This window comes from Rathayibacter sp. Leaf248 (assembly GCF_920939495.1).
Lineage (GTDB): Bacteria > Actinomycetota > Actinomycetes > Actinomycetales > Microbacteriaceae > Rathayibacter > Rathayibacter caricis.
On record NZ_CAKLAV010000001.1, the window covers coordinates 306196 to 325138 of the forward strand.

Consider the following 18943-nt stretch of genomic DNA (forward strand, 5'->3'; position numbering starts at 1 on the left):
GTGCGACTGCCCGCTTCGACCTACCGACTCCAGATCCGCTCCGGCTTCGATCTCGACGAGGGGGCGCAGGTCGCCGACTACGTGCGCTCCCTGGGCGCCGACTGGCTCTACTTCTCGCCGCTGCTGACGGCGGAGCCGGGCTCCGACCACGGCTACGACGTCGTCGACCACTCGCAGGTCGACCCGGCCCGCGGCGGCGGCGAGGGCCTGGCCCACGCCTCCGCTGCGGCGAAGGCCGAGGGCCTGGGCGTGCTCATCGACATCGTGCCGAACCACATGGGCGTCGCGACGCCGAGTGAGAACTCGTGGTGGTGGGATCTCCTGAAGAACGGGACGTCCTCCCGCTACGCGTCCGCGTTCGACGTCGACTGGGAGGCGGGCGGCGGGAAGCTGCGCGTGCCGATCCTGGGCGACGGCGCGAGCGAGGGCGACAGCGACAGCGAGCTCGACGCGCTCGAGGTCGTCGGCGACGAGCTGCACTACTACGAGAACCGCCTGCCGATCGCTCCGGGGACGGCGCAGCCCGGCGACTCCGGACGCACGGTGCACGCGCGGCAGAGCTACGAGCTCGTCAACTGGCGGCGCGCGGACGCCGAGCTGAACTACCGCCGCTTCTTCGCGGTGAACACCCTCGCCGCCATCACGGTCGAGCGTCCCGAGGTGTTCGACGCCTCGCACGCCGAGATCGTGCGCTGGTTCACCGAGGGGCTCGCGGACGGCCTCCGGGTGGACCACCCCGACGGACTCGCCGACCCGGGCGGGTACCTCGACGACCTCGCCCGCGCCATCGGCGGGGCACCGGTCTGGGTCGAGAAGATCCTCGAGGGCGACGAGGCGCTGCCCGCGCACTGGGCGACCGTCGGGACCACCGGCTACGACGCCCTCGCGGACATCGACCGGATCCTCGTGGACCCGGAGGCGCGGAGCGTGCTCGAAGGACTGGACGCCGAACTCGGCCACGGCGGATCGCCGGTCGTCTGGGCCGACCTCATCCACGACACGAAGCGCGGCATCGCCGACGGGATCCTCCGCTCCGAGGTGCTCCGCCTCGCACGGCTGATCCCCTCGGTGGACGGGGCGGACGACGCTCTCGCCGAGCTGCTCGCGACCTTCCCGGTCTATCGCAGCTACCTGCCCTACGGCGCCGAGCACCTGGAGCACGCCCGCCTCGACGCGGTGCGGCGCCGCCCCGAGATCGCCGGCACGATCGACCGGGTCGCCGCGCTGCTCGGCGAGACCGGCACCGCCGTCTCCGTCCGGTTCCAGCAGACCTCCGGCATGGTGATGGCGAAGGGCGTCGAGGACACGGCGTTCTACCGCTACAGCCGGCTCACGTCGCTCAACGAGGTCGGGGCCGACCCGGACGAGTTCGCGATCGACCTCGAGGAGTTCCACCGCCGGCAGGGCGTGCGGCAGTCCTCGTTCCCCGCCTCGCTCACGACCCTCTCGACGCACGACACGAAGCGCGGGGAGGACACCCGCGCCAGGATCACCGCGCTGGCGGAGGAGCCCGAGGTCTGGGCCGAGACTCTGCGCTCGCTGCACTCGCTCGTCGGCTTCGGCGACGGTCCCGTCGAGCACCTCCTCTGGGAGGCGATCGTCGGATCCTGGCCCGCGTCGCGGGAGCGCCTGCACGCCTACGCCGAGAAGGCGTCGCGCGAAGCCGGCAGCTCGACGAAGTGGACCGCGCCCGACGAGGCGTTCGAGGAGCGGATGCACGCCGCCGTAGACGCCGCCTTCGACGACTCCCGCGTGCGGAGCCTGATCGAGGGGACCGTCGCCCGGGTGAAGGGGATCGGCTGGTCGAACAGCCTCTCGGCGAAGCTCGTGCAGCTGACCGCCCCCGGGATCCCCGACGTCTACCAGGGCAGCGAGCTGTGGGAGACCTCGCTCGTGGACCCCGACAACCGCCGCCCGGTCGACTTCGCCGAGCGCCGCGCGCTGCTCGAGCGGATCGACGGCGGCTGGCTGCCGCCGATCGACGAGGAGGGGGCCGCCAAGCTGCTCGTCACCTCGCGCGCGCTGCGGCTGCGCCGCGACCGGCCGGAGCTGTTCACCCGCTACGCGCCGGTCTCGGCGATCGGCGAGGCGGCCGAGCACGCCGTCGCCTTCGACCGGGGCGGCGCCCTGACGGTCGCGACGCGGCTCCCGCACCGGCTGGCCGAGGCCGGCGGCTGGGGCGGCACCGTCGTCGTGCTGCCGGGCCACCCGGTCGAGGATCTGCTCACCGGACGGACCTTCGCCGGTGGGGTCACCCCCGTCGCGGAGATCCTCGGCGGCGGCCTCCCCGTCGCCCTGCTCGTCCCGGTCGTCTGACCGTCCGGCCGGGCCCCCGCGGCCCGGCCGGCTCCGTTCCCGCTCGCACGACACCGTCAGGAGATCTCCGTGATCAGCACGACTCCCTACCGCTACGCCCTCGCCACCGCCGGACCCGACCGCTTCGACGTCTGGGCGCCCACGGTCTCCGCCGTCGAGCTGGTGCTCGGCGGCGGGGACTCCGTCCCGATGACGCCCGCCGGGTCGGAGGGGTGGTGGCGGGTCTCCGGCTCCGTCCCGTCGGGCGAGGTCGACTACGGCTACCGCGTCGACGGCTCCGGACCCTTCCCTGACCCGCGCTCGCGCCGTCAGCCCGAGGGCGTGCACGAGCTGTCGCGCACCTTCGACCCGAGCGCGTACGCCTGGCAGGACGGGGCCTGGACCGGGCGCCAGCTGGCTGGCTCGGTGATCTACGAGCTGCACATCGGCACCTTCACCCCGGAGGGCACGCTGGACGCCGCAGCCGGGAAGCTCGACCACCTGCGCTCGCTGGGGGTCGACTTCATCGAGATCCTGCCGGTGAACGCGGTGAACGGCACGCACAACTGGGGCTACGACGGAGTGCTCTGGTACGCCGTGCACGAGCCGTACGGCGGACCGGAGGCGTACCAGCGCTTCGTGGACGCCGCGCACCGGGCTGGCATGGGGATCGTGCAGGACGTGGTCTACAACCACCTCGGCCCGAGCGGGAACTACCTGCCGGAGTTCGGCCCGTACCTCAAGAACGAGAAGGCCAACACCTGGGGCAGCTCGGTGAACCTCGACGGCGAGGGCTCGGACGTCGTCCGCGGCTACATCATCGACAACGCCCTGATGTGGCTGCGCGACTACCACGTCGACGCGTTGCGTCTGGACGCGGTCCACGCCCTCTCGGACGAGCGCGCGGTGCACGTGCTCGAGGAGCTGGCGTCGGAGGTCGCGGTGCTCTCGGCTCAGGTCGGCCGACCGCTCACCCTGATCGCCGAGTCCGACCTCAACGACCCGACGCTGATCACCCCGCGCGAGGCGGGCGGCTACGGTCTCGACGCGCAGTGGAGCGACGACTTCCACCACGCGGTCCACGTCGCACTGACCGGGGAGACCACCGGGTACTACGAGGACTTCGCTCCGCTCGGCGCTCTCGAGAAGGTGCTCACGCGCGGGTTCTTCCACGACGGCACGCTCTCGACGTTCCGGGGACGTCACCACGGTCGTCCGATCGACACCGAGCGGATGCCCGCCTGGCGTCTCGTGGTCTGCAGCCAGAACCACGATCAGATCGGCAACCGCGCCATCGGCGACCGTCTGACGGCCACTCTCGACGAGGGGCGTCTGGCGATCGCCGCGGCGCTGACCCTGCTCGGCCCGTTCACCCCGATGCTCTTCATGGGCGAGGAGTGGGCCGCGTCCACCCCGTGGCAGTTCTTCACCTCGCACCCCGAGAAGGACCTGGGCGAGGCGACGGCGAAGGGCCGGATCGAGGAGTTCGCGAAGATGGGCTGGGACCCCGAGGTCGTGCCCGACCCGCAGGACCCCGAGACGTTCACCCGCTCGCGCCTGGACTGGTCCGAGGCGGAGGAGGGGCGCCACGCCCGGATCCTCGGCGTGTACCGGGAGCTCGCGGCGCTGCGCCGCCGCTTCCCCGAGCTGACCGATCCGCGCTTCGGCTCGCTCGTCGTCGAGTTCGACGAGGAGCAGCGCTGGCTGACGCTCGGACGCGGTCGGGTGACCATCGCGATCAACGTGGGCGAGGCGGCGGCCCGGGTGCCCCTGCCCGAGGTGGCGGAGTCGCTGCTCGGCGTCGGCGAGTACGCCGTGCAGCCCGGTGACACCGAGGTCGATCTCGGCGCCTCGTCGCTGCTGATCACGCTCACGACCACGGACTGACCCCGATCGCTCGGAGAGGGACGGCTCGCCTCGGCGGGTCGTCCCTCCGTCGTTCCCCCGGTGGTTCCCGACGGGGTGCTCCCCGGTCAGCGGATCGAGGCCGTGTACTCGGCCTCGGCGACGACGCGCACGCCCTCGTCGTGCACCAGCAGCAGCGCGCGCAGGGGGATCGCTCGCCGGTGGCACGCCGCGGCGAGGTAGCGGGCGAGCACCCGGTCGGTCTCGCCGAGGAAGGCCCGGCCGGGACGCTCGAGCGCGAAGGCGAGGGAGCCGACCTCGTGGTGGGCGACGGCCTTGGCGAGCGTCGCGACGATCCGCTCGGTGCGCTCCTCGTCGGGATGCACGGGCAGCCCGTCGACGGGGTAGAGGATCGGCAGCTGGAATCCGGCCCGGTCGAGCAGGATCGGCCAGAGCGCGCGCCGGTAGGCCGGGCCGATGAGGGAGGTGACGCGATCGCGCAGATCGCGGTCGTCGAGCAGCGGCGCGTCCAGGTGCGGGAGCGGACCGGCGGAGTGGGTGGTCGTCATGGGATCGCTTTCTCGTGGAGCGTGCGATCGCGGGAGCGGTCGTCGCCGGGTGGCCGTGGTCATCGGAAGTTGCGGGAGGTCGTGCGGGCGCCGACCGAGAGGGGTTCGAAGCGGTCGGCGAGGAGGTTGGTGACGCCCTCCTCGGAGCGCTCGAGGATGCCCCGCACGAGGAGGGCGGGCGCCTCGCGGGCGATCCGCCGGTAGCGGTTCCATACTCCGACGGAGCAGATCACGTTGAGGATCCCGTGCTCGTCCTCGAGGTTCATGAAGGTCACTCCGCCGGCTGTGGAGGGACGCTGGCGGTGGATCACCACGCCGGCCACCTCGATCCGGGTGCCGGAGGAGGTGCCCGGCAGGTCGGCCGTGGACCGCGCGCCGCGCGCTCGGAGATCGGCGCGGAGGTGCCGGAGCGGGTGGTCGTCGGGGGAGATCCCGGTGGCCCAGAAGTCGAAGACGACGCGCTCCTGCGCCGAGAGCATCGGCAGCAGCGGAGGCTGCACGGCGACGACGGATCCGGGCAGGAACTCCTCGCGGTCGGCGGCGGCGGTGCCCGCCTCCCACAGCGCCTGGCGGCGGTCGAGCCCGAGGGAGTCGAAGGCCCCCGCGGCGCCGAGCGCTTCGAGCTGGGTCGCGTTCAGCCCGACCCGTCGCGAGAGGTCGGACATGCTCGCGTAGGCGCCGCCTCGCTCGCGCTCGGCCACGATGTGCTGGGCGAGCGCGTCGCCGATCCCCTTCACCCCCGAGAGCCCGAGGCGGATCACGAAGCCCGCGTCGCGGCGGTGGTCGTCGGTGTGGAAGGGCTCCGTGCGGTCGAAGAGACCGGTCGGCGGCTGGTGGACGGCCAGGCACTCCTCGCTCCCGTAGCCGGCCCCGCCCCGACGCCGGGGAGGCGCGTCCTGTGCGGCCTCGAGGCCGGGGTGGGGCAGCGAGCGGTTGACGTCGGGAGACTCGACGCGCACCCCGTGCCGGCGCGCATCGGCCACGAGGGTGTGCGGGGCGTAGAAGCCCATGGGCTGGGCGCGGAGCAGCGCCGCGGTGAACGCCGCCGGGTAGTGCAGCCGCAGCCAGGCGCTCGCGTAGACGAGCAGGGCGAAGCTGATCGCGTGGCTCTCGGCGAAGCCGAAGTTGGCGAAGGCCTGGATCCGCGTGTAGATGTCGTCCGCGACCTCGCCCGTGATGCCGTTGCGCGCCATGCCCTGGTAGAGCCGCTCGCGCAGCGTCTCGATCTTCTCCGTCCCCCTCTTGGAGCCCATCGCGCGCCGGAGGAGATCGGCGTCCTCGGCGTTGCAGTCGCCGACCGCGACCGCGACCTGCATCAGCTGCTCCTGGAACAGCGGGACGCCCAGGGTCCGCTTGAGCGGGGTGACGAGCAGGGGGTGCTGGTAGGTGACCGGCTCCTCGCCGAGCTTGCGGCGGATGTAGGGGTGCACCGCGCCTCCCTGGATGGGGCCCGGTCGGATCAGCGCGACCTCGATCACCAGGTCGTAGAAGCGGCGCGGCTGCAGGCGCGGCAGGGTGCCCATCTGGGCGCGGCTCTCGACCTGGAACACACCGATGGAGTCGGCCCGGCAGAGCTGGTCGTAGACGCCCTTCTCCTCCCGGGGGATCGTGGAGAGGTCCCACTGCTCGCCGACGTGCTCGGCGACGAGGTCGAAGGTGTACTGCAGGGCGGCGAGCATCCCGAGCCCGAGCAGGTCGAACTTCACCAGGCCCATCCAGGCGCAGTCGTCCTTGTCCCACTGCAGGACGGTCCGCTTCTCCATCCGTGCCGGCTCGATCGGGCAGACCTCGCCCACGGGGCGGTCGGTGAGGACCATGCCGCCGGAGTGGATGCCGAGGTGCCGGGGTGCGCCGAGGACGCGGGTGGCGAGGGCCACGACGTCGTCGGGGATGTCGTGGTCGGTGCTCTCGGTGATGGCCCCCCACGCCTCGACCTGCTTCGACCAGCCGTCCTGCTGCCCGGGGCTGTAGCCGAGGGCCTTCGCCATGTCCCGGACCGCGAACTTGGGCCGGTAGGTGATCACGTTGGCCACCTGCGCGGCGTTCAGGCGCCCGTACTTCTCGTAGACGTGCTGGATGACCTCCTCGCGCCGCTCCGAGTCGAAGTCGACGTCGATGTCGGGCTCCTCGTCGCGGATGCTCGAGAGGAACCGCTCGAACGGGAGGTCGTAGAAGATCGAGTCGACCGCGGTGATGCCCAGGACGTAGCAGACCGCCGAGTTGGCGGCGGATCCCCGGCCCTGGCAGAGGATCCCCTGCCCCTTCGCGAAGTGCACGATGTCGTGCACGATCAGGAAGTAGCCGGGGAAGTCCTTCGCCTCGATGACCGCGAGCTCCTTCTCGAGCCGCTCGAGCACGTCGGAGTCGGCTCCCGGGTACTTCTGCGGGACGGCCCGGTGCACGAGCTCGCGGAGCCAGCTCATGGGGGTGTGCCCCTCCGGGACGTCCTGGCGGGGGAGACGGGGGCGGACCTTCCCGAGTTCGAAGGCGATCTCGTCCGCGACGCGGACGGTGTTCTCGACGGAGCCGGGGTAGCGCGCGAACCTCTCGGCCATCTCGGCTCCGGAGCGCAGGTGGGCGCCCGCCGCCGCGGGGAGCCAGCCGTCCATCTCCTCGAGGCTGCGCCGGGCGCGGACCGCGGACAGCGCGGTCTGCAGAGGGCGGTCCTCGGGTCGGGCGTAGTGCACGTTCCCGGTGGCCACGACCCGCAGCCGCAGCCGCTCGGCGATGACCGCCAGGGCGTCGTTGTGCAGGGAGGCGAGCGGATCTCCGTGGTCGTAGAGCTCGACGAGCACGTTCGCCGCCCCGAAGAGGCGCACGAGCTCGCGCACCTCGGCCTCGGCCGCCGCCTCGCCCTCGGCGATCAGCGCCTGGCGCACCGCACCCTTGCGGCAGCCGGTGAGCACGATCCAGTGCCCGTCCGCCGCGCGGGCGAGCTCCTCGAGGTCGTAGCTCGGCTTGCCCTTCTCGGCTCCCGCGAGCTGGGCGGTGGTCAGGGCGCGGGCCAGTCGGTGGTAGCCCTCCTCGCGGCGGGCGAGGACGAGCAGGTGCGAGCCCTCGGGATCGGCGATGCCGTTCTGCGGGGTGCGGAGCCCGAGCGAGAGCTCGGCCCCGAAGGCGGTCCGGACGGGGTGGCCCTGCGCCGCCTCGGCCATCCGGACGATCCCGTAGAGGCCGTCGTGATCGGTTAGGGCGAGGGTGTCGATGCCCAGGCGCACCGCCTCCTCGACCATCTGCTCGGGGCGGTTGGCGCCGTCGAGGAAGCTGAAGTTGGAGTGCGCGTGCAGCTCGGCGTAGGGCACCTTCAGGTCGGGGGAGCGCACGTCGTCGCCCGCGGAGTAGGCCGGCCGCTTGTGCGACCAGGCGGGGCTGTCCCCTCCGTCGCCCCGGACCACCGTGCCGTCGGCCCGGCGGCCGGTGGAGAGGCGCCGTTCGAACTCCGACCAGGGGATCGGCGGGTTGTTCCAGCCCATGCGGGGCTCCTTCGTCATCGTGATCGTGGTGCGGGAGGGAGGTGCGGGGGTCAGTCGTACCGGGCCTCGGCGGCCCATTCCCCGTCGCGGCAGACCAGGAGCCAGGCGGTCCCGGCCGCGTCGACCACCTGGAAGCGGTCGTAGCGGGTGGCGGTCCTCGCGTCCCACCAGCGCTCGTCGACGGGCCACGGTCCCGCCCAGCCGGCCACCGGTTCGAGCCGGGCCTGCGAGGTGCCGGGAGTGAAGTAGGCGGGGACCGAGACGAGGGACCCGCGGTCGTCCACCGACACGGGCTCCCCGCGCGGACCCCGCACGAGTGCCGCCACCGGCTCGGTGAACACCGTGGGCGGGTGGGGCGGCGGGAGCGATCCCGGCCACGGCAGTCCTTTGGGCCGGGCGTCGCCCGGCTCGCGATCACCCCAGGGGACGAGGTGCTGCCGATCGCGGAGCGCCCGGCCGCCGCCGATCGACGCCGTCACGACCGCCTCGTGCCCGAGCATGCTCTGCACGCGGCTGAGACCGTGGTGGACCCGCTCCTCGGGGGCGGTGCCCCAGAGGCCCTGCTCGTGGTTCCCGATCGCGTCCACCGCCTCCGGTTCCACGGCGATGCGCGCGATCGGGGAGCCCAGGCCCGTGTCGATCGCCCCGCTGCCCTGCAGCTGCCAGCGCACGCGGTCGAGCACGTCGCCCGGGGTGAACCAGCGCGGATGCAGCCAGCTGCGCGAGGAGAGCTCGCCCCGGTCGCTGGTGACGTCGATGCGGATCGCGGTGGCCACCAGCTGCGCCCGGGTGAGCCCCGCGACGAACTCCTCCGCGGGGATCCGGAAGGCGAAGGCGGCCTGGTCGATGCGGTCGAGCGGGGGCTCGAACTCGAGCGACCGGTCGAGCCGCTCGGGAGGCAGGCGCGGCACGACCGCCTCGGTCTCGGCCCCGCGGGCCAGGAGGTGGGACCGGGCCCCGTCCGGTCCGAACCGGGCGGCGACGTCCTCGGCCGGCAGCGCGGCGAAGGCGCCCAGCGTCCGCACGCCCAGCCGGCGCAGGAGGGTCACCAGGTCCTCGCCGCGGACCGGCTTCGAGCGCGTCGCGGCGGCTCCGACCGCCTCGGTGCCGAGCGCCTCGAGGGGGAGCGGCGCGAGGAACGCCGCGGTCGTCCCCGCGGGCACGATCGCGACGTCCTCGCCCGAGTGCTTGGCGGCGAGCTCGGAGGCGAAGAGCCCGTCGGCGATGCCGATGCGGGCCCGGTCGACCCCGAGCTCGGCCAGTCGCCGCAGCACCGCCTCGGCCGCCGACCGCTCGCTCCCGTAGTAGCGGCGGGGGCCTCTGGCGCGGATCGCGCAGAGACCCGGCCGGATCAGCTGCACACCCGGGGTGATCTCCTCCAGCGCCTGCACGAGCGGCTCGAACGCCCGGTGGTCGAGCACCGGGTCGTAGGGCAGCACGGTGAGCCCGGTGCAGCGCGACTGCGCCTCGCGGATCCGCATGCCCCGTCGCACCCCCTCGGCGCGCGCGGTCGGGGAGCAGGCGAAGACGCGGCTCTTCTCGGTGAGCGCCAGCGGCGCCTCCGCGGGCAGGCCGGCGTCGCCCGCCGCGGCGAGCAGCGGCCAGTCCGGGCACCACACGAGGATCGTGCGGCGCAGCTCGGGTGCGGTCGCCACCTCACACCGCCCGTTCGCGCAGGCGCGAGTGCTCGTGGTGCACTCCGAAGGCCTGGTCGGAGCCGGGCATGCTCATCCGCACGGTCCGCACGCGGGTCCCCGCGCGACCGACGACGTCGACGAGGGCCTCCCGGGAGCGCAGATAGCCGTGACCGGCCCCCAGCCCCTCCCAGCGGCTGCTGCGGATGCTGAGCCGCGCCTCGGCCTGCGGCCACTCGCCGAGCACGACGAGTGCCGCTCCGCGCTGGCGGAGCCGGGCGCCGAGCCGGGAGACGTCGGCCGAGGAGACGGAGGCGGGCGGCCGGGTGAGCACGACGGTGAGGACGTCGACGAGCGCGGCGGTGACGGTGAGCCAGTGCTCCGCCGGAGCGGGCACGAGCACCAGCCGCTCGAGGTCGATCCCGATGCCGGCCGCCGCCTCGGCGCCGAACTCGGGCACGCCGACGACCCCGCACCACGCCCCCTCGGAGGACGGGCCCGCGAGCAGCCCCATCGCGAGGCTCAGGGACCCCTCGACCGAGTAGGCGGCGCCCTGCTTCAGCGCGCCTCCCGGCAGCACCGAGGTGAACGCCGGCAGCGTTGCCAGGCTCTTCGTCTCGAGCGTGGTGGCCTGCATGTCGCGGATCCGCGACTGCAGCTCCTTCACCGACGCGAGCTGGCGCAGCAGCGGCTCCGCAGCCTCGGCCGTCCCCTCGGAGAGGGTGGGGGAGGAGGCTGTCATCTGCCCATATTCGAACATGTGTTCGAGTATGTCAATCGCCACCGACATCCCCGATGCGGTCCTCGGAGACTACGCCGCAGCACCGTCATCGCAGCCCTGGGGAGGAGTCTCCACCCCTCCCGAGCGGCTACTCCGCCGTGCCGATCCGCAGTCCGTGACCGAAGCGGAACAGCGGATCCACGGTGTCGAACGGCACATCGGGCCGCCGCGCCGCGGCCGCCGCCATCGAGCGCGGCAGGTCCATCGGCAGCCTCCCCCGGGGAGCCGATCCGCCGACCAGTACGTCCAGCACCGCCTCGTCCGACGCCCCGAACTCGGCGAGCAGCGCCGCGGTCGATCCCACGAACGGAGTCAGGACGGCCGGCCGGTCCAGGAACACGACCACGATCGTCGGCACCCGCCCCGCGACGTCCAGCACGTGCGCGACCACCTCGTCCGGGAACTCCAGCGACCCCGCGTGGAAGAAGCCCTCGAACGCCGTCGTCCGCTGCTCGAAGGGCGCCTGCAGGCGGATCACGGCGAGCTCCGCCTCCCCCGGCGACTCCACCACCTCGCCGTACCCGGCGGCCGCCTCGGGGGAGACCCCCTCGACGTACAGCCGCACGCCGCGCCGCACCGGCAGGACGTCGTCGTGCGCGAGCACCGTGACGGCCGCGCGCTGGGCGTCCTCGCCCGCGGCGCGGAACTCCGTCGACCCGACCACCTCCTCCGCCCGGAGCGGGTCGACCGAGCGCGCGTCGAACAGCCCCAGCACGAACTTCTCCCGCAGCAGCCGCCGTACCGAGACGTCCAGGCGCTCCTCCTCGACCACCCCGTCGCGCACCAGCTGGACGAGCACCTCCGGGATCGCCTCGCCGCCGAACTGGTCGACGCCCGCGTCCAGTGCCTTCGCCATCCGCTCCGGCACGGTGAGGTGCTCGACGCCCCAGGCGCGGGCCGGGTGCCGGTCGCCGAGGATGTCGGCGTCCGTGAGCAGCCCCCAGTCGGTGCACACGACGCCGTCGAACCCGAACCGCTCCCGCAGCAGCCCCGTGATCACCGAGCGGTTGAAGCCGAAGCCGACCTCCTCGTGCTCCGTGCCGACCGGCATCCCGTAATAGGGCATGATCTGGCTCGTCCCGGCCTCGAAGGCCTTCTCGAACGGCCGCAGGTGGTACTCGGCGTTGCCGCCCGGGTACACCTGCTCGCGTCCGTAGGCGAAGTGCGGATCCTCGCCGTCCTTCTGCGGGCCGCCGCCCGGGAAGTGCTTGGTCATCGTCGCGACGGACTCGGGGCCGAGCGCGGCGCCCTGGAACCCGCGGATGTAGGCCGCGCCCAGTCGCCCCGTGAGGTCGGCGTCCTCGCCGAACGTGCCGACCTGCCGTGCCCAGCGCGACTCCGTCGCCAGGTCGACCTGCGGATGCAGCGCCACCCGCAGCCCGACGGCGAGGTACTCCCGCCGCGCGATGTCGCTGAAGCGCTCGACGAGGGCCTCGTCCCCGATCGCTCCCAGTCCGAGCGGCTCCGGCCACTGCGAGAACGCCGCGGCGGACGATCCCGTGCCGGGGTTGTCGGTGAAGGAGTGGCGCGGATCGGTGGACACGGTCACGGGAATGCCGAGGCGGGTCGAGGCGGCGAGCTCCTGCAGCCGGTTGTGCCACTCCGCGATCTCGCGCGCAGACGCCTGCGCCCCGCCCAGGAGGTTGAAGTGGGTCATCCTCCGCTCGAGCACCATGTCGGAGGTGGAGGGGAGCCCGAAGGCGTCGTCCGCTCCGGCGAGCGCCCCGCCCTCGCCCAGCACGATCATCGTCTGGAAGAGCAGGCCCGCCTTCTCCTCGAGGGTCATCTGCCCGAGCAGGATCCGCACCCGCTCCTCGACGGGCCGGAGCGGATCGAGGTAGCGGCGGTCCACGGGCGAGCCGGTGGGCGAGGAGGTCGACGACGCTGTCATGGGAGGTCCTTCCGAGGGGGAGCCCTCGTCGGCTCCACCGGGCACGCTACCCGATTACCGACCACCGCTCGGTAACCGGGGAGGGAGTGCTCAGCTCTACCATGGGGGCCATGCCCGACGCACTGCCCGACTCCGCCGCCGCTCCCTCCTCCGACGAGGCGGTCGCACCGCGCAGGCGCACCCTCGTGGTCAAGATGGGCTCGAGCTCCGTCACCAAGCAGTCCGGACCCGACCCCGTGCTCCTGGCCAGTGCCCTCGAGAGCGCCTTCACGGCCCGCGGTCTCGGCTGGGACGTGGTCCTCGTCTCCTCCGGCGCCGTCTCCTCCGGCCGCGCCCTCTTCGCCCGCTCGCAGGACGAGCCGATCAGCTCGAGGCTCGCCGCCGCGGTGGGCCAGACCGTGCTCATGGGCTTCTACCGCTCGGTCGCCGAGCTGTCCGGGTCGCTCGTCGCCCAGATCCTGATCGGCGAGTCCGACCTGGCCTCCCCTCGGCAGATGTCGCACGTGGCCGAGGCGATCCGCCACGCGCTCGACGCCGGAGTGGTGCCGATCGTCAACGGCAACGACACCATCGACTCGGCGGGCTCCGACAACGACGGGGTCGCCGGCGGCCTCGCGATGCTCCTGGGCGCCGACCTCCTCCTGCTGCTCACCGACGTGCCCGGCGTCTTCGCCGGCAGCATCGCCGAGGGCGTGCACCTCGACGAGCTCGGCATTGCCGAGCTGCGCGGCATCGGCGTGCAGAAGGGCGGCACCGGACGCGGAGGGATCCGCTCGAAGCTCAAGGCGGCTGAGCTCGCCGCGCACAACGGCGTCTCGACGAGGATCGCCGGCGCGCGGACCCCCGAGGTCATCCTGCGCGCCCTCGAGAGCCCCGGCCCCGGCACGCTCGTCCGCGCGGTGCACGCGCACCCCGCAGTGGAGCAGCGCTGGATCTCGGGCGTCGCCACGGCGCGCGGGCGGGTCGAGATCAACCTCGAGGCCGAGCGGAGCGTCCACTCCGGGTCGAGCCTCTTCGCCTCCGGGATCAAGCGGGTGTCGGGGGAGTTCACGGGCGGCGACGTCATCGAGGTGCGCGCCCTGAGCGGCGAGCTCCTGGCCCGCGGAGTGACGCGCGTCTCCTCCCGCCTGCTCACGCTCGTGCGGGCCCTGCGCGTCGACGAGATCGCCCGCGTGTTCGTGGCCGTCCTGGCGCACGCCGCGGCGAGCGGAGCGGACGCCCGGCCGGCCGACGGCGAGCGCCCCCAGCTCGCCCGCGCCCTCGAGTACGCCCGCGCGCTGTCGTTCGAGCACGCCCGGGCGGTCGCGATGGAGATCGTCGGACTGTTCCCCGCCGAGAGCATCTCGGCCCTGCTGGGCCAGGGCGCCGAGGAGGGGGAGCTCGTCGAGCGCTACACCCGCCTCGTCCGCACCCTCGCGATCGTCGAGAACCAGCACCTGTCGGTCTTCCGCGACTGATCCGGAGGCGACGCTTCGCGCCACGCCCGACCTTGATTCCGCGCCACCGCGTCATGGAAGGGCCTCTCCCGTGTCTCCCTGGTGACGGCGCCGATTCCGGGCGCCCCGAAGGATCGGACCACCATGAGCGCGACCACCTCGCCCTTCCCCACCGCCCCCGACGAGCGGATCACCGCCGAGGGCTTCCAATCCGACCGTCTCGTACGGCGCCTCGAGCTGCTCGAGCAGTCGATCGCCGACGGCGAGCGCGCCCTCCGCGGATCCGCCGACCCGGTCTCGGGACGCCCTGTCCCGCCCGCCCGGGGCGGCTACCGCGAGCAGATCCTCAGCAACCTCTCCGTCGAGCGCGCCCTCGCCGACACGATCCGGAGGTCGCTCGAGGCGCGCGGGTGACGCGGCAGCACGCCGGAGGGCGGCGGAGGAGCGCGGCGGAGGCGGATGGGGCACCATGAGGGCATGGTCACCCTCACCGTCGCCGGCACCGCGCAGCACTTCCACCCCGCTGAGCGGGGGACCGTCCGCCTCGAGATCCGCCGCGAGTCGCGGTCCCGCTCGGCGGTGCTCGCCGAGGTCTCGTCGCTGCACGCCACCGTGCGCGATCAGGCCCGCGCCGAGCAGCAGTCCGGAGCGGCCACGTGGTGGTCGGCCGACCAGGTGTCGGTCTCGACCGTCCGCCGATTCCTCAAGGACTCGGACGTGGCCGAGGTCTTCCACATCGCCGCGGCGAGCGTGCGGGTCAAGTACCGGGATTTCGACGCACTCGGCCGATGGGTGTCGTCGGTGTCCGGACTGCCGGGCGTCGTGGTCTCGGGAGTCGACTGGGATCTGACCGCCGCCCGACGGGCGAGCGTGGAGCGCGAGGTCCGCGTGGCGGCCGTCCGCGACGCGCAGGAGCGCGCCGCCGCGTACGCCTCCGCCCTCGGGCTCGGCCAGCCCCGCGTGCTCACCCTGTTCGAGCCCGGTCTGCGGCCGCACACCTCGGGCGGAGGAGGCGGCTACGGCACGATGAGCCGCGCCGCCGCCTTCGCCTCCCATGAGGAGCCGCTCGCCCTGAAGCCCGAGGACATCGAGATCGCCGCGTCGATCTCGGCCGACTTCGACGCGCTCTGAGATCCGGCCCGGGGAATACCGAGCCGTCCGCGGGCGCTGAAGCAGGCATGGTCTCGCGCATCGGCTTCCTCTCCTTCGGCCACTACCAGTCGGTGCCGGGGTCGATGACCCACACCGCACGCGACGTGCTCCTCCAGACCATCGAGCTCGCCGAGGCGGCGGAGGAGATCGGCCTCGACGGCGCCTACGTGCGCGTGCACCACTTCGCGACGCAGCTCGCCTCGCCCTTCCCGCTGCTGGCAGCGATCGCCGCTCGCACCCGCCGCATCGAGATCGGCACGGGCGTGATCGACATGCGCTACGAGAACCCCCTCTACATGGCCGAAGAGGCGGCGGCGACCGACCTCATCTCGGGCGGCAGGCTCGAGCTCGGCGTGAGCCGGGGATCGCCCGAGACCGCTCTGCGCGGCTCCGAGGCGTTCGGCTTCGTGCCCCCGGAAGGAATGACCGACGCCGACCTCGCCCGGCACAAGGTGCAGCTCTTCCGCGAGGCGCTGTCCGGTGCTCCCGTGGCGCAGTCCGACCCGGCGATGACGCGGCAGTCGCTCCCGCTCCCGATCGAGCCGCGCTCGCCCGGACTCGAGGACCGCATCTGGTGGGGCGCCGGCAGCTTCGCCACGGCGCGCTGGGCCGCCGAGCAGGGCATGAACCTGCAGTCCTCGACCCTCCTGCTCGAGGAGGAGGGCATCCCCTTCGACGAGCTCCAGGCCCGGCAGATCCGCGAGTACCGCTCGGCCTGGGCCGAGGCCGGCTGGCAGCGGGAGCCGCGCGTCTCGGTCTCGCGCAGCGTCCTCCCGATCACGAGCGAGCTCGACCGCCTCTACTTCGGCGGCCGCGGGGGAGCGGACCAGGTCGCGTCCCTCGAGGGCGTGCCGGCGCGCTTCGGCCGCAGCTACACCGGTGAGCCCGACCTCATCGCCTCGGAGCTCGCCGCCGACGCCGCCGTGCAGGAGGCGGACACCCTCCTGCTCACAGTGCCGAACCAGCTGGGCGTCGAGTACAACGCGCGGCTCCTGCAGACCGTCGCCGAGTCGATCGCGCCCGCCCTTGGCTGGACGTCCGCGCGCGCGGCCGCCGTCTGAGCCCGGTGCCGGGGGAGCGCGCCGCCGCGACCGTCGTCGTCGCGGCAGGGGCGGTCGGAGCCGTGGTCGCCGCGGTCGGGGTGCTGCTCGCCCGCCGCGTCGTGCTCGGCGGTCGGCCGAGGTTCGTGCGTCTCCGTTCGGCGTCGGCCGAGTCCGTCGTCCTCGACGCCGACGACGCGACGACCCGTCCCGGGTCCTTCGGGATCTGGTCCCCGTCGCGCGACGGGCACGTGCGCGTCGGCGCCGTCCTCGGCACCCGCGACTCGGGACGCCTGGTCGAGCGCGAGGTCCTCGGCTCCTGGGGCGCCGCGATCAGCCCGGGGCCCGTCCGGTGGACCGGTCACGTGTTCGCCGCGCCGCAGCAGCTCGGGGTCGAGGTCGGCTCCGTCGACCTCGCCGTCCCCGGAGGAACGGCCCCCGCCTGGGTCTTCCCGGGCGCGGGTCCCGAGGCCGACGTCTGGGTCGTGCACATCCACGGCATCCGCACCACGCGCATCACGTCGCTGCGCTCCGTCCCCGTCGCTCGGCAGCTCGGCTTCACCTCGATCGTCCCCTCCTTCCGCGGCGACGGCGACGGACCCGGCACTCCGCGGGGCGCGTCGATGCTCGGGCAGGCCGAGTGGGCCGATGTGGAGGCGGCCCTGGATCACGCCGTCGCGCAGGGCGCCCGGTCGATCGTCCTCGTCGGCTGGTCGCTCGGCGCGCAGATCGCGCTCCTGCTCCATGAGCGTTCGGCGCATCGCGCCCGCATCGCCGGCCTCGTCCTCGTCTGCCCCGCGACCACCTGGCGCGGAGCCATCCGTCACGGTGCAGCTCGCGCCGGTCTGCCCCGTGGGGCGGGGCGGCTCGCGGAGTGGGCCCTCGGCGATCGGGTCCTCAGCAGGATCGTCGGGCTCCCCGCTCCGATCGACCTCGACGCCCTCGACTGGGGCGCCGGTCCGCTGGTGTCCGTGCCGACCCTCGTCGTGCACTCCGTCGGCGATCCCGAGGTGCCCTTCGCACTGACAGAGCGCTTCGCCACGGCGAACAAGCGGTTCGTCGAGGTCGCCGCGTTCCCCGGCACGGTGCACGGAGGGGAGTACAACCTGGACCCGGAGCGGTTCGACCGCGCGATCCGCGAGTGGGCTGCCCGCACGATACCCCCGGCGTGATCCGAGCCCGCCCGCCAGCCTGATCGACGGCAGAACCGACCGCCCGAACCGACCCGATCGCCTTCGGACATGCGAGAACCCCCGCTCCTCCGAAGAGGAACAGGGGTTCCGATGCGTCGTTCTCGATCTGTGTCCGAGGGGGGACTTGAACCCCCACGCCCTATACGGGCACTAGCACCTCAAGCTAGCGCGTCTGCCATTTCCGCCACCCGGACGAGTGTTGTCTCCGGCCTGCGTTTCCGCGGCCGAAGAAGACATTAGCACGGTTTCGGAGCGGTCCATGACCGCGGCCCGCCGGTAGCGTGGGGGCATGACCAGCGCCCCCCACTCCTCCGTCCCCGACCAGGAGCTCGACGAGACCGCGCTGATCGCGCGCGACCTCATCCGCTTCGACACGAGCAACTACGGCGAGGGCCGGGCGGAGCCCGAGCGGGAGGCCGCCGAGTACGTCGCGTCGTACCTGCGCGACCTCGGCCTCGAGCCGGAGCTCGTCGACTCGGACCCGGGACGCACGAGCGTCGTCGCCCGGGTCGCGGGGGAGGACCGCGAGCGCGGCGCCCTCGTCGTGCACGGGCATCTCGACGTGGTCCCGGCGATCGCCGAGGACTGGAGCGTGGACCCCTTCGGCGGGGTGATCAAGGACGGCATGCTCTGGGGTCGCGGCGCCGTCGACATGAAGAACATGGACGCGATGATCCTGGCGTCGCTCGGCGACGTCCTCCGCTCCGGCCGTCGACCCTCCCGTGATCTCGTCGTCGCGTTCTTCGCCGACGAGGAGGCGGGCGGCGTGCGCGGCTCCGGGCACCTCGTGAAGACCCGTCCCGAGCTGTTCGACGGGGCGACCGAGGCGATCAGCGAGGTCGGCGGCTACTCCATCGACCTCGACGGCACGCGCGCCTACCTCGTGCAGACCGGAGAGAAGGCGCTGCTCTGGCTCAAGCTCCGCGCCCGCGGCACCGCCGGACACGGCTCGCAGATCAACCGCGAGAACGCGGTCACGCGCCTGGCCGAGGCGATCGCGCGCATCGGCAGCGAGGAGTGGCCCACCCGCCTCACCGACACCACGCGCGAGCTCCTCGGCGAGGTCGCCCGCATCCTCGGCCGCGATCCCCAGCGCAGCACTCCGGAGGAGCTCGCCATCGCCACGGGCACCGCCTCGCGCTTCATCGCGGCCACGCTGCGCACCACAGCGAACCCCTCGATGCTCTCCGCCGGATACAAGGCCAACGTCATCCCCGAGTTCGCCGAGGCCGTCGTCGACGTCCGCGTGCTCCCCGGCGAGGAGGACGCGGTGCTCGAGCGCATCCGCGAGCTCGCCGGCGAGCACATCGAGATCGAGGTCCAGCACCGCGACATCGGCCTCGAGGTCCCGTTCGCAGGCCCCCTGGTCGACAGCATGGCGGCGTCGCTCCGGCGGTTCGACCCCGAGGCCGAGGTGCTGCCCTACCTGCTCTCCGGAGGGACCGACAACAAGGCCCTCTCGACCCTCGGCATCACGGGCTACGGCTTCGCGCCGCTGCAGCTGCCGGGGTCCCTCGACTTCCCCGCGCTGTTCCACGGGGTCGATGAGCGGGTTCCGCTCGACGCACTAGTGTTTGGCAGGAAGGTCCTGACCGATCTGCTCCTGCGATCCTGAGGCCGGCCTTCCGACCGCC

Annotated in this window: 13 protein-coding genes and 1 tRNA gene; 8 read left to right on the forward strand and 6 right to left on the reverse strand. The window is 73.2% G+C overall.

Annotated elements, in window-relative coordinates:
- Entirely contained in the window at positions 1 to 2316 is a 2316-nt protein-coding gene (treY, locus tag LRG51_RS01485; protein WP_230670569.1) for a malto-oligosyltrehalose synthase, read from the forward strand.
- 69 nt (positions 2317 to 2385) lie between these two features.
- Positions 2386 to 4182 carry a malto-oligosyltrehalose trehalohydrolase gene (gene treZ, locus LRG51_RS01490; protein WP_230670572.1) on the forward strand — a complete coding sequence of 599 codons (1797 nt, stop codon included), beginning with the start codon at positions 2386 to 2388 and terminating at the stop codon, positions 4180 to 4182.
- An 86-nt stretch (positions 4183 to 4268) separates the two neighbouring features.
- Here the strand turns inward: treZ and LRG51_RS01495 are convergent, their stop codons facing one another.
- The 5 genes from LRG51_RS01495 to LRG51_RS01515 all read right to left on the reverse strand — a co-directional run bounded on the left by LRG51_RS01495 (position 4269) and on the right by LRG51_RS01515 (position 12488).
- Positions 4269 to 4709 carry a hypothetical protein gene (locus tag LRG51_RS01495; protein ID WP_055792067.1) on the reverse strand — a complete coding sequence of 147 codons (441 nt, stop codon included), beginning with the start codon at positions 4707 to 4709 and terminating at the stop codon, positions 4269 to 4271.
- Between the two features lie 59 nt (positions 4710 to 4768).
- The gene (locus LRG51_RS01500; protein ID WP_055793119.1) at positions 4769 to 8182 is read right to left on the reverse strand and encodes an error-prone DNA polymerase; all 3414 of its coding nucleotides are present in this window, start codon (positions 8180 to 8182) and stop codon (positions 4769 to 4771) included.
- Between the two features lie 50 nt (positions 8183 to 8232).
- Positions 8233 to 9837, reverse strand: a complete 1605-nt coding sequence (locus tag LRG51_RS01505) for a DNA polymerase Y family protein (protein ID WP_055792069.1) — start codon at positions 9835 to 9837, stop codon at positions 8233 to 8235.
- Position 9838: 1 nt separating this feature from the next.
- Entirely contained in the window at positions 9839 to 10558 is a 720-nt protein-coding gene (locus LRG51_RS01510) for a hypothetical protein (protein ID WP_230670576.1), read from the reverse strand.
- A gap of 127 nt (positions 10559 to 10685) precedes the next feature.
- A complete protein-coding gene (locus LRG51_RS01515; protein WP_230670580.1) occupies positions 10686 to 12488 on the reverse strand; it encodes a glycoside hydrolase family 3 protein in 1803 nt (600 codons plus the stop codon).
- A 110-nt stretch (positions 12489 to 12598) separates the two neighbouring features.
- Here LRG51_RS01515 and proB point away from each other — a divergent pair, with 110 nt between their 5' ends.
- The 5 genes from proB (at position 12599) to LRG51_RS01540 (ending at position 17288) form a co-directional block, all read left to right on the forward strand.
- Positions 12599 to 13945 (forward strand): glutamate 5-kinase, encoded by a 1347-nt coding sequence (proB, locus tag LRG51_RS01520; protein WP_230670583.1) that lies wholly within the window; start codon positions 12599 to 12601, stop codon positions 13943 to 13945.
- 123 nt (positions 13946 to 14068) lie between these two features.
- On the forward strand, positions 14069 to 14338 hold the full coding sequence (locus LRG51_RS01525) for a hypothetical protein (protein ID WP_230670586.1): 270 nt from the start codon (positions 14069 to 14071) through the stop codon (positions 14336 to 14338).
- A 63-nt stretch (positions 14339 to 14401) separates the two neighbouring features.
- The gene (locus LRG51_RS01530; RefSeq protein WP_170116392.1) at positions 14402 to 15055 is read left to right on the forward strand and encodes an SIMPL domain-containing protein; all 654 of its coding nucleotides are present in this window, start codon (positions 14402 to 14404) and stop codon (positions 15053 to 15055) included.
- Between the two features lie 47 nt (positions 15056 to 15102).
- Entirely contained in the window at positions 15103 to 16137 is a 1035-nt protein-coding gene (locus LRG51_RS01535; RefSeq protein ID WP_230670589.1) for an LLM class flavin-dependent oxidoreductase, read from the forward strand.
- 5 nt (positions 16138 to 16142) lie between these two features.
- The gene (locus LRG51_RS01540) at positions 16143 to 17288 is read left to right on the forward strand and encodes an alpha/beta hydrolase family protein (RefSeq protein ID WP_230670593.1); all 1146 of its coding nucleotides are present in this window, start codon (positions 16143 to 16145) and stop codon (positions 17286 to 17288) included.
- Between the two features lie 130 nt (positions 17289 to 17418).
- Here the strand turns inward: LRG51_RS01540 and LRG51_RS01545 are convergent.
- Positions 17419 to 17503: transfer RNA gene (locus LRG51_RS01545), tRNA-Leu, on the reverse strand.
- A 95-nt stretch (positions 17504 to 17598) separates the two neighbouring features.
- Between LRG51_RS01545 and LRG51_RS01550 the strand changes: the two genes are divergently transcribed.
- Complete coding sequence (locus LRG51_RS01550; RefSeq protein WP_230670596.1) at positions 17599 to 18924, forward strand: M20/M25/M40 family metallo-hydrolase; 1326 nt, start codon at positions 17599 to 17601, stop codon at positions 18922 to 18924.
- Positions 18925 to 18943: the final 19 nt, after the last annotated feature.

What these genes read in the sequence shown, in the direction of transcription:
- LRG51_RS01500 (WP_055793119.1), bottom strand. Translation starts at nt 8,182, where the DNA reads ATGGGCTGGAACAACCCGCCGATCCCCTGGTCGGAGTTCGAACGGCGC.
- LRG51_RS01525 (WP_230670586.1), top strand. Translation starts at nt 14,069, where the DNA reads ATGAGCGCGACCACCTCGCCCTTCCCCACCGCCCCCGACGAGCGGATC.
- proB (WP_230670583.1), top strand. Translation starts at nt 12,599, where the DNA reads ATGCCCGACGCACTGCCCGACTCCGCCGCCGCTCCCTCCTCCGACGAG.
- LRG51_RS01535 (WP_230670589.1), top strand. Translation starts at nt 15,103, where the DNA reads ATGGTCTCGCGCATCGGCTTCCTCTCCTTCGGCCACTACCAGTCGGTG.
- LRG51_RS01550 (WP_230670596.1), top strand. Translation starts at nt 17,599, where the DNA reads ATGACCAGCGCCCCCCACTCCTCCGTCCCCGACCAGGAGCTCGACGAG.
- LRG51_RS01495 (WP_055792067.1), bottom strand. Translation starts at nt 4,709, where the DNA reads ATGACGACCACCCACTCCGCCGGTCCGCTCCCGCACCTGGACGCGCCG.
- LRG51_RS01530 (WP_170116392.1), top strand. Translation starts at nt 14,402, where the DNA reads ATGGTCACCCTCACCGTCGCCGGCACCGCGCAGCACTTCCACCCCGCT.
- LRG51_RS01510 (WP_230670576.1), bottom strand. Translation starts at nt 10,558, where the DNA reads ATGACAGCCTCCTCCCCCACCCTCTCCGAGGGGACGGCCGAGGCTGCG.
- LRG51_RS01515 (WP_230670580.1), bottom strand. Translation starts at nt 12,488, where the DNA reads ATGACAGCGTCGTCGACCTCCTCGCCCACCGGCTCGCCCGTGGACCGC.